The organism is Paenibacillus sp. FSL W8-0439 (assembly GCF_038008995.1).
Lineage (GTDB): Bacteria > Bacillota > Bacilli > Paenibacillales > Paenibacillaceae > Paenibacillus > Paenibacillus polymyxa.
Map to the genome: position 1 here is coordinate 5,823,317 of NZ_JBBPAK010000001.1, position 10,878 is coordinate 5,834,194.

A 10,878-nucleotide genomic window follows, 5' to 3' on the forward strand; every position below is an offset into this window, starting at 1 on the left:
CTTACCTTTTATTTTAAACGTTTGAGAACAGCGAGACAAATAACACAAGGCTATTAGTTTATCCATCAAAACCATTCTAATTCCTGCAATTCCAGACAAAGCAAAGACATATCTCACTTTCCATTTCACTCAAGGAGACATGTCCATATTTTTACAGACTACTGTAATAGCTCCAGTAATCTTTCCAAATCCTGCTGGCTGTAATAATTCAATTCGATTTTCCCTTTATCTTTATTGTGCTTGATCTTTACAGTTGTTTTAAAACGCTCGCGCAGGGACTCTTCCATATGGTCAATATAGGGGTCCTTTTTTCGCACCTTGGCTTTAGCTTTTGTTTCTCCAGGCTTATGATCCAACTGTTGTACGGCTTCCTCAAGTTCACGAACGCTCCACTGTTGCTCAATACATTGCATGGCCAGCTGTTTTACCATGTCTGGATCTTTGAGCCCGACAATTGCTCTAGCATGCCCCATAGACAATGTTCCACGTGAAACATGATCTTTAACCTCCTCAGGCAATGCGAGCAAACGGAGAAAATTGGCAATGTGTGAACGTGATTTTCCCACTTTCATGGACAACTCTTCCTGAGTTAAAGAAAACTGATCCATTAACCCCTGATAAGCCACCGCCACTTCCATTGCATTTAAGTTTTCACGCTGCAAATTCTCAATCAGGGCAATCTCCATTACCTGCTGATCTGTAAAATTGCGAACAACCACAGGTATGGTTGGATTCCCGCAAAATTGAGAGGCCCGAAACCGTCTTTCCCCGGCTATAATCTCATAACCTCTCAAGACACTACGCGCAATAATGGGTTGGATAACACCGTGCTGACGAATGGATTCCGCTAATTCCTTAATGGACTCCTCATCAAACGTTTTCCGAGGCTGGTATGGGTTCGCCCGCAACTGACTGAGCGGAATGTCAACAACCTTATCCTCGTCACTGACTGTAAGGGAGGGAATAAGTGCGTCCAGTCCCTTTCCCAACCGTTTACTCATAAGATACCACTTCCTTTGCCAACTCAATATATACCTCTGCCCCACGAGACCGGGGATCATACGTAATAATGGACTGGCCATGTGATGGTGCTTCGCTGAGTCTCACGTTGCGTGGAATAATCGTCTGATAAACTTTGCTTTGAAAATATTTTTTCACTTCTTCAATCACCTGAATACCCAAGTTCGTGCGGGCGTCAAACATGGTTAGCAATACGCCCTCAATTTGCAATGAGGTGTTTAGATGTTTTTGCACTAATCGCACGGTATTCAACAATTGGCTTAATCCTTCCAGCGCGTAATATTCACATTGGATTGGAATAATGACTGAATCGGAAGCCGTCAAGGAATTGAGCGTTAAAATACCCAGCGATGGGGGACAATCTATTAATATATAATCGTAATTATGCTTGACGAGTTGAAGTGATCTTTTTAATCTCAATTCGCGAGAAATAGTTGGTACCAGCTCGATTTCAGCACCCGCTAATTGGATGGTTGCCGGGATAATATCCAATCCCTCAACCTGTGTACTGATAATCGCCTCGCTAGGGTCAACTTCGTTAATGAGTACATCATAAATACAATTTGCCACATCCGCCTTATTGATACCCACACCGCTAGTTGTATTACCTTGCGGGTCGATATCCACGAGCAATACCCTTTTGCCGAGGGAAGCAAGTCCGGCGCCCAAATTCACGGAAGTAGTCGTTTTGCCTACTCCGCCCTTTTGATTGGCTACGGCTATTATTTTTGACACTTCATTCACCTCATAATTTAATCGGAATCCTGCTACGTTCCATGATTGCAAAAGCTCTATGAAGACGTTACTTAGTCCTTAACTTACGGATAACGGCAATTTCAAAATAGAATACGAGTATGCTGCGGTTTTATGTTGGCGTTAGACAGAAAAAGCGGCAATTGCTGCCGCTGTACGCTTCATCCCTTACTTACGTTTGGGAATTTGAATGACAATCTCATAGTGATCCTCATGATCAGATTCCTTTGTTTTGATATCCAACCCTGAGCCAGACACCATATCAATGGATTGACGAATCGTATTCAGCGCAAGCCGGACATCCTTGGTAAAGGAAATCCGCTTAGATTTCTTAATCGTGGATACTTGTTTATAGAAGGCAACTCGTGCCTCTGTTTGCTTCACATTGAGTTCCTTAGCAATCACTTCATCTAAAACCTTGTACTGTAGCTCTTCGGTCTCTAACGACAATAATGCACGAGCGTGACGCTCGGACACCTTCCGCTCCATTAGAGCCTCTTTCACTCTCTCCGGCAAATGAAGCAGCCGTATCTTATTAGCAATAGTGGATTGGCTTTTGCCAAGTCGCTGAGCGAGGCTTTCCTGGGTGAGTTGATGCAGGTCAATCAGCTTTTGATAAGCTACAGCCTCTTCAATCGCAGTTAGGCCCTCCCGCTGAAGATTCTCAATCAACGCGATGGATGCAGCTTGTGAATCATTAAACTCACGAACAATGGCTGGAATCGTCTCCATACCCAGCTTGGTGACAGCTCTCCAACGACGTTCCCCTGCTATAATTTCATATTGTCCATTACGGAAACGAACGACAATCGGTTGAATTACACCATGCGTCTTAATAGTCTGGCATAGCTCATCAATCTTTTCGTCGTCAAATATGGTGCGGGGCTGATAAGGACTGCTGACAATATCCCGAACTGGAATTTGTTTTATTTCGTCCCCATTGGAGCGCTCCGTCAAACCAAATAGCTTGGAAAATTGTTCTTTCATTCCGTATAATACCACCTAATTTCATAATAGCACCATACAAACAGCGCTTCGTGAAAAACAGTTCCTTACGGGGATTGTAGACCCTTCTATATGAAACAGCGCCGTAAGCGGGTACACTCCACGTACTCCCCTGACATTTGTTGTCCCACTTCCCTATATGTATATCTGAAATCATGGGTACGGGAAGCAGCCAACTTACACTAAAACGATTATCTCTATTCTATCACTTTTCCAGTCATAATCCTATCGTCTCTAACAGCTTTTCAGAAGGATAAAAGAATAAATTATGTAGAGGGCATTCGGCAAGGAGTCATCTTAAGCAAGGAGTTTATAAACCATAAAAAAAGTGAATGTTTCACGTGAAACATTCACTTTTTTTCAAACATTTACACTAAAGGTGTTTTCAAAGGAGTACCTGGCTTACGCGGGTATTTCCGTGGTGTAGCTGCTCTTTTTTCAATAATAATCATATGTCTGGCTGCATCCTCAACAGGTAGCTGAAAGGCCTGAACATGCTTGATTTTTCCCTTTAGCTCTTTCAAACTGTAGGAGGCTTCCCTGATTTCTTCCGTTGGGTCGCTACCCTTCATTGCTGCAAAGTGGCCCCCTTCACGGACAAAAGGAAGACAAAATTCATTTAGTACCGCGAGACGGGCAACGGCTCGCGCTGTGACCAGATCATAGCTATCACGATATCCTGCTTTGCGCCCCAATTCCTCTGCCCTGCTGTGAATCAGTTCGACATTTTCCAGTCCCAACTGCTCTACAACATGAGCTAAAAATTGTATGCGTTTGTTCAATGAGTCTACAATGGTCAATTGAATATGTGGAAAGCATATTTTCAAGGGGATTCCAGGAAAACCAGCGCCTGACCCAATGTCAGCCAGGCTCCCCACATCATTTAACGGAACATAAAAGGCAAGTGAAAGAGAATCGTAAAAATGCTTGGTGTACACTGCATCTCGCTCAGTAATGCCCGTCAGGTTCATTTTTTCATTCCATTCGACCAGCACACGGTAATATGTTTCAAACTGCTCTAACTGACTGTCATTAATCACAATGCTATGCTCTGCCAGCCGCTGCTTAAACTGCTGTTGTATCGCGTCCATTAAGATCCCCTCGCTGCCGTTACACGGTTATAGTGCTCCAGATAAACCAGCAAAATGGAAATATCCGCAGGAGTTACACCGGAGATACGGGATGCCTGACCAATGGACATCGGACGGATCTTCTCAAGTTTCTGCTTGGCTTCAATGGCCAAGCCTTGAACTTCATTGTATGCGATATCCTCTGGAAGCTTCTTCTTCTCCATCTTTTGCAGGCGTTCTACATGCATTAATTGCTTTTCAATGTAGCCCGCATACTTAATTTGGATTTCTACCTGTTCTTGCTCTTCCTCAGTAAGAGCTACAGGTGAAGGCGAAATTTGTGCCACTTGTGCATAGCTGATCTCAGGTCGACGCAGTACTGTTAACAAATTACTGCCGTCCTGTATCGGTGCAGATCCGCCTTGCTCCAGCATCTCATTTACATCAACCGGACGAACTTTAGCTAAGCGCAAACGCTCAATTTCTTGCTCTACCTTTTGTTTTTTATCCAAAAAGCGCTCGTATCGTTCATCTGTAATCAGGCCAATATCATGCCCGATCGGAGTCAATCGCAGATCCGCGTTATCATGCCGCAACAACAGACGGTATTCTGCACGGGATGTCAGCAAGCGATAGGGCTCATTTGTCCCCTTCGTCACCAGATCGTCAATCAGAACCCCAATGTAGCCTTGAGAACGATCCAGTACGACGGGCTCTTTTCCCTGCACCTTGCGAGCTGCATTAATCCCAGCCATAATTCCTTGACCCGCAGCTTCTTCATAACCAGATGTCCCGTTAATCTGACCTGCTGTGAACAAGCCAGGTACTTTTTTCGTTTCCAAAGTAGGCCACAACTGAGTAGGTACCATCGCATCATACTCAATAGCGTAACCGTTACGCATCATTTCTACCTTTTCCATCCCTGGAATGGTACGCAGTACTGCTAATTGCACATCCTCTGGCAAGCTTGTTGACAAGCCTTGAACATAGTATTCAGATGTGTTTTTACCCTCAGGCTCCAAAAAGATTTGGTGCTTCGGCTTATCACTGAAACGCACCACTTTATCTTCAATAGAGGGGCAATAACGTGGTCCCGTTCCTTCGATCAGACCAGAGAACATCGGTGCACGGTGCAAATTATCATTAATAATCTGATGTGTTTCCACTGAAGTATACGTCAGCCAGCAAGGCAACTGCTCATTATCCGAGGACTTCGTTTCATAGGAGAAGAACTTCGGCTGATCATCGCCTGGCTGTATTTCTGTTTTGCTAAAATCAATCGTATCCTTATGCACACGTGGTGGCGTCCCTGTTTTAAAGCGAACGAGATCAAACCCAAGCTCTCTCAAATGTTCAGAAAGTCTCAGCGAAGGCTGCTGATTGTTCGGACCACTCTCATACATCAGCTCACCCATAATGATTTTTCCGCGCAGATAGGTGCCCGTCGTCAGGACAACTGCTTTACTACGATACTCTGTGCCCGTCTTCGTAATCACACCTACGCATTGGCCGTCTTCTATAATCAGCTCTTCAACCATGCCTTGACGTAAGGTCAGATTCGGTTCTTTCTCCATCGTTTCCTTCATCGCATGCTGATAAGAGAACTTGTCTGCTTGTGCGCGCAAGGCATGCACGGCAGGACCCTTACCAGTATTTAACATTCTCATTTGGATAAATGTCTTGTCGATATTCCGACCCATTTCGCCACCCAATGCATCAATTTCCCGTACTACATGACCCTTTGCGGGACCACCAATAGACGGGTTGCAGGGCATGAATGCGACCATATCCAAGTTAATTGTGATCATCAATGTACGACAGCCCATCCGTGCCGCTGCCAAGGCGGATTCTACGCCCGCATGGCCTGCACCGACGATGATCACATCATAGTCGCCTCCTTGATATCCCATACCTCTCTTGCCTCCTTATACATTCGAGTCTTCACCCTGAATATGCTCTTGTGTATCTATAACGATAGCAGGCTTAAAACAGCCATGCTTGAATGTTCTACTTGCCCAGACAGAATTGTGAGAATATTTGATCTATTAACGCATCATGCGCAGTATCGCCTACAATCTCACCCAAATGCTCCCATGCCAGCCTTACATCAATCTGGATCATGTCAATTGGAACAAATTGATCAGCGGCCTCATAGGCATCTACCAGCGATTGGCGCGCTTTCTTCAGCAAAGCAATATGCCGTACATTGCTGACATACGTCATATCCGCTGATTCTAGCTTGCCGCTAAAGAATAAATTCGATATAGCCTGCTCCAGCCGATCTGCTCCCTCATTTTCCTTCACAGACATCGGCACAATAAGCTCTTCAGGAACATAGCGCAGCAACAAATCCCGGTCTATTTGGGCCGGTAAGTCCATTTTATTCATAATAACAATCGCTTGTCTACCGCGGATTTGTTCCATTAATGCCATTTCATCCTCGTGCAGTGGTTCGTTGGCATTCATAACGATGAGCAACAGATCCGCTTCACTAACTGCCGTTCTCGAACGCTCTACCCCAATCCGTTCCACGACATCCATCGTTTCGCGAATTCCAGCCGTATCCAACAGCTTGAGCGGAATATTATTAATCGTCACATACTCCTCGATAACGTCACGGGTCGTACCCGGAATATCGGTCACAATCGCCCGTTCGCCCTGAGCCAACGTGTTAAGCAGCGACGATTTGCCTACATTCGGCCTTCCGACAATCGCTGTAGTCAGCCCTTCACGCAAAATTTTCCCCTGCTCCGCTGTATGCAGCAGCCGATCAATTTCCGCTATAACCTGGCTGCTTTTATCCTTGATTAACTCAGACGTAAAGGATTCTACATCATGCTCAGGGTAATCAATGTTTACTTCAATATGAGCAAGTGTCTCGACCAAAACATGACGCAAACGACGAATATTCTGGGACAGCTGCCCATCCACCTGCTTCAGAGCCATCGAAAAGGCTTTATCCGATTTGGAACGAATTAAGTCAATAACGCCCTCCGCTTGACTCAGGTCAATACGACCATTCAAAAAAGCACGTTTCGTAAATTCACCTGGCTCAGCCAGACGTATATTTTGCAGTAGTAACAAATCCATCACCCGTTTAACGGCTACCACCCCGCCATGAGTGCTGATCTCTACCACATCTTCTGTTGTAAAAGAGCGTGGTGCCCGCATCACTGTAACTAAAACTTCCTCCACCTTCTCTTGGCTTTGAGGATCTATAATATGTCCATAGTGTACCGTGTGCGTTGGAGCCTTACTTAAGGGCGTTTTACTACGGAACAAAGCCTCCACTTCCGTGACCGCTTCTGGACCGCTGACCCGCACAACTGCAATGCCGCCCTCGCCGACAGCCGTTGCAATGGCAGCTATGGTATCGCTCAGCATATCGTTTCTACCTCCTATCAAGTAAAAACGGCATTGCCGCCCTTCATCAAGGACGGCACCCGTTTCATTGTGTGAAATATAAGAAAAAAAGCAATGGCTTCTGCAGCTTGCAGAGAGCCATTGCGTCGGATTATTTCTTGGCAATGACAACGCGCCGATTAGGCTCGTCCCCCTTGCTGTATGTTCTAACCAGCGCATGCTGCTGGAGCTTGGCATGAATCAGCTTCCGCTCCTGGGACGGCATTGGCTCCAGTACCACTTCCTTGCCGTAACGAACAGCCTGGTTCGCTAATCGTTCCGCCAAATCCTCCAGCGTTTTCCGCCGACGTGCACGAAATTGCTCGGCATCCAGCACAATTCGGATAAATTTACCAGAATGACGGTTAGCAACAATATTCGTCAGGTACTGCAATGCATCTAATGTCTGTCCTCTGCGGCCAATCAGCATACCGAGCGATGGACCGGAGATATCCAGTGTACTTTCATCCTTGCGATGACGGACATCGACTTCGACGTCGAGTCCCATTCCTGCAGCTGTTTCACGGATGAAACGCACCGCCTCTTCATAAGGATCTATATGTCCCCTGGATGCTTCCATGTTCATCTGTGCTTCCTGCGCAACAGACCCAGCTTGTGATACAGCCTGTCCCACGTCAGAAGGTGCTTGAGCCGATACATGAGGTTCAGCCGTGTGTGTGGTTTCAGGAGACGGCTCAGAAAGCAGCGTAAGCTCCACCTTCGCCTTTTTGACCCCTAGCCACCCCAGGAATCCTTTTGACGGCTGTTCCAACACGTTTACGGTTACCCGTTCACGGCTTACTCCCAGCTGGGAGAGTCCTTGTCTTACAGCATCTTCAACGGTTTTTCCTGATGTCACGACTTTGGTCATCTCGACTTTTTAGCCCCCTTCGTGTTTTTGCCGCCTTTTTTCTTACTATTATTAGAGGAACCTGTTTTCGCGAGACTCGCTGTTTTTACATTAGCCAATGCTGCGTCCTTATCATTATTCCGATAAAGGAAATAGTTTTGAACAATCGTGTAAATATTACTGAAAAACCAGTACAACGGCAAAGCAGACGGGAAGTTATACGACATGAATAGAATCAGCACCGGATAGACATACAGCAAAAATTGCATGGGTCCTTGCTGCGGTGTCGGATTCATTTTCATCATCATCCAAGTTTGGACAAAAGTCGTAATCGCTGCTAGAATCGGCAGGATAAAGAAGTGATCCGGTTTACCTAACTGGAGCCACAAAAAGTCATGATCCCGCAATGCCGAGTTATAATAAATGGCATTATAAAGCGCGATGAAAATGGGCATCTGTACTAACAAAGGCAGACAGCCCGCCATTGGGTTAACCTTGTTTTCTTGAAACAATTTCATCGTTTCTTGCTGGACTCGCTCAGGTGTATCCTTGTATTTCGCTTGAATTTCTTTTAATTGCGGCTGAATAGCCTGCATTGCTCTGGAACTGCGTACTTGCTTGAGTGTAAGCGGCAAAATAATAGTACGCACAATGATCACCAGAATCAGTACGGCCAGGCCATATTCTCCAGAGAACCATTGGGCAAATGTATCCAGCGCATACGAAAACCAGTAAACGACATATCTTTGCCACCAAGATCCATTGGCCAAGTCTGCCGTCGTGTAAGAATTGTGAGCCGCCTGGGTACATCCGGACAGCACAGCAACAAGTGCCAATAAGGCAATCAGGAGGAACCATTTTCCTCGTTGAGTCTTCAAACGCGACACTTCATAACCCCTTTCTTAACCAATCCATTCCAACGTAAATCATACCATATCCTGTAGGACAAAGATACTGACTATCGGCGCGTAGACTTGAGCAGCGAGGCTTTGCGCAAAACGTGCAGCACGCTTTTCTCCAGCTCTTGATACGACTTAGTAACCGCACCCTTACGAACGATAAAAATCAGGTCAATCTGCTCCACCAATTCCTGCTCATGATGGCGCACGATTTCCTTAACGATCCTGCGCATCCGGTTGCGTACAACTGCATTGCCGATCTTCTTGCTAGCCGAAATTCCGACGCGGAACTGCTCTACCTCTCTGCGGCGGAACCAGTACACCACAAACTGATGGTTGGCAAAAGATTTGCCATGGCGGTATACGCGCCCAAAGTCCGCCCGGTTTCGTAGACGCAATTTTTTTTGCACGGCGCTTCTCCTTGCTCATTCTTTTACACATATCGGTAAGCAATCCTTACCTCTTATATAGTAAGAAGTATGGACAATATTCCAACATGGTAATCTCGCTTATTTTATATCCGTTTTCAAAAACTTCATCTAATATAGAGCAGGATGTAGGACTTGTCCCTCTTTTTACACTACATTTCTACAATAGAAGAAGCATCCGATCCATAAATACTTCAATTATGAAAAAAAAGACCACCGTAGTGGTCTTTATGCACGCATTACGCACTCAATACTTTTCTACCTTTTTGGCGACGAGCTGCCAAAACTTTACGGCCATTCTTCGTGCTCATTCTTTTACGGAAGCCGTGAACTTTTTTACGTTTGCTGACATTCGGTCTGAAAGTCGGTCTCATTGTGCTGCACCTCCTTACAAGGAATACGTTTTATATGGAATATACCTAACATAGCAATCTCCACAAAAAACACCTTTGTACATTTAACCACAAATAGCGGTCAAAGTCAATGTACTTCTGAATTCTCTCCCTCTTTTTCACATTCACAAGCCCTCTCCCTCTTTTCGCATCACCCACTCTACTCTTTTCTATCCCTTTATTCCCGATTTTTTCGTTTCTTCTCCATGATCAACATTCATCAGCATTTTACTGTAGCTTACGTTCCTATCTAAAAACTGCCCTTTTTTTCATCTATTCATTTACGGCTTCAATCCAGGCCGTTCCAAATCCCCACTATCAGTTTCGTCAAAAATATTGTCGGAAACGTTACCGGAAATTTTCAACACAAAAACAACCCGGTGTAACCAAAAGGCAACGGATGTTATACACAGATCCACAAAAAGAATGGAATTGTGATTTAAATGGTCATAACCTGTGCATAACATTTTAGAGCAAAAAAGAGTTATTGTCGAAAACTGAACAAATTATAAACAATATCTTGTGTTGTGAATAAAAATTGTACACAACAGATTGAATTTGTGGATAAATAACCACGAGTCATTGAAATACAAGGCTTCTTTTGCTATGATGATATTACTTTTGAATGTGAATATGTTGTTTTACCCTCCATATTATCAACACCCTGTGGATAAAGTTGTGAACAAGTTCAATTTATCCATCTTTTTATTTTTGTGCGGATTCGGGATTCTGGGGATATATTCTACATTTTTCATTTGATTTCGACATATTGCAGTCCCGTTTTGGCCTGCGGGAATAAGAGAACGGATCGTGCCGCACATCCCTCCTGAGAAATATCGCCTTTCTTCTGCTGATCAGCAGTGGAATTTTCCAATACTATTTTTCAGGGCATTTTGTGCTGCGTTCTCTCACTACACTGCCGCATGATTTAGGCGGCGGTATGTCTTTTTATGGCCTTCAACAATATTTTTGTGATTTTAGGCGTTTTGCCGAAGCGCCGAGAGCAGCTCTCTGCAGCTTAATTCGGCAAAATGTCAGGATTTAAAAGGAGTGACGTCT

Annotated in this window: 10 protein-coding genes; all 10 read right to left on the bottom strand. The window is 44.9% G+C overall.

Annotated features, from left to right (window positions below):
- Positions 1–158 precede the first annotated feature (158 nt).
- The 10 genes from MKX36_RS25235 to rpmH all read right to left on the bottom strand — a co-directional run bounded on the left by MKX36_RS25235 (position 159) and on the right by rpmH (position 9,801).
- Positions 159–1,001 (bottom strand): ParB/RepB/Spo0J family partition protein, encoded by an 843-nt coding sequence (locus MKX36_RS25235; RefSeq protein WP_016822448.1) that lies wholly within the window; start codon positions 999–1,001, stop codon positions 159–161.
- Positions 994–1,755 carry a ParA family protein gene (locus MKX36_RS25240; protein WP_013373915.1) on the bottom strand — a complete coding sequence of 254 codons (762 nt, stop codon included), beginning with the start codon at positions 1,753–1,755 and terminating at the stop codon, positions 994–996. The genes MKX36_RS25235 and MKX36_RS25240 overlap by 8 nt, the downstream gene beginning before the upstream one ends.
- Before the next feature lie 186 nt (positions 1,756–1,941).
- Positions 1,942–2,760 carry a nucleoid occlusion protein gene (gene noc, locus MKX36_RS25245; protein ID WP_013373916.1) on the bottom strand — a complete coding sequence of 273 codons (819 nt, stop codon included), beginning with the start codon at positions 2,758–2,760 and terminating at the stop codon, positions 1,942–1,944.
- A gap of 386 nt (positions 2,761–3,146) precedes the next feature.
- Positions 3,147–3,869, bottom strand: a complete 723-nt coding sequence (rsmG, locus tag MKX36_RS25250) for a 16S rRNA (guanine(527)-N(7))-methyltransferase RsmG (RefSeq protein WP_031462540.1) — start codon at positions 3,867–3,869, stop codon at positions 3,147–3,149.
- Positions 3,869–5,758 carry a tRNA uridine-5-carboxymethylaminomethyl(34) synthesis enzyme MnmG gene (gene mnmG, locus MKX36_RS25255; RefSeq protein WP_016822445.1) on the bottom strand — a complete coding sequence of 630 codons (1,890 nt, stop codon included), beginning with the start codon at positions 5,756–5,758 and terminating at the stop codon, positions 3,869–3,871. Before mnmG ends, rsmG begins: the two co-directional genes overlap by 1 nt.
- A gap of 97 nt (positions 5,759–5,855) precedes the next feature.
- Entirely contained in the window at positions 5,856–7,232 is a 1,377-nt protein-coding gene (gene mnmE, locus MKX36_RS25260) for a tRNA uridine-5-carboxymethylaminomethyl(34) synthesis GTPase MnmE (protein ID WP_019689096.1), read from the bottom strand.
- A 130-nt stretch (positions 7,233–7,362) separates the two neighbouring features.
- Positions 7,363–8,121: an RNA-binding cell elongation regulator Jag/EloR gene (jag, locus tag MKX36_RS25265; RefSeq protein WP_340866054.1), complete on the bottom strand. Its 759-nt coding sequence runs from the start codon at positions 8,119–8,121 to the stop codon at positions 7,363–7,365.
- Positions 8,118–8,987 carry a YidC/Oxa1 family membrane protein insertase gene (locus MKX36_RS25270; RefSeq protein WP_016822442.1) on the bottom strand — a complete coding sequence of 290 codons (870 nt, stop codon included), beginning with the start codon at positions 8,985–8,987 and terminating at the stop codon, positions 8,118–8,120. Before MKX36_RS25270 ends, jag begins: the two co-directional genes overlap by 4 nt.
- A gap of 71 nt (positions 8,988–9,058) precedes the next feature.
- A complete protein-coding gene (rnpA, locus tag MKX36_RS25275) occupies positions 9,059–9,409 on the bottom strand; it encodes a ribonuclease P protein component (RefSeq protein WP_013373922.1) in 351 nt (116 codons plus the stop codon).
- A 257-nt stretch (positions 9,410–9,666) separates the two neighbouring features.
- Positions 9,667–9,801, bottom strand: a complete 135-nt coding sequence (gene rpmH / locus MKX36_RS25280) for a 50S ribosomal protein L34 (protein ID WP_007433250.1) — start codon at positions 9,799–9,801, stop codon at positions 9,667–9,669.
- Positions 9,802–10,878: the final 1,077 nt, after the last annotated feature.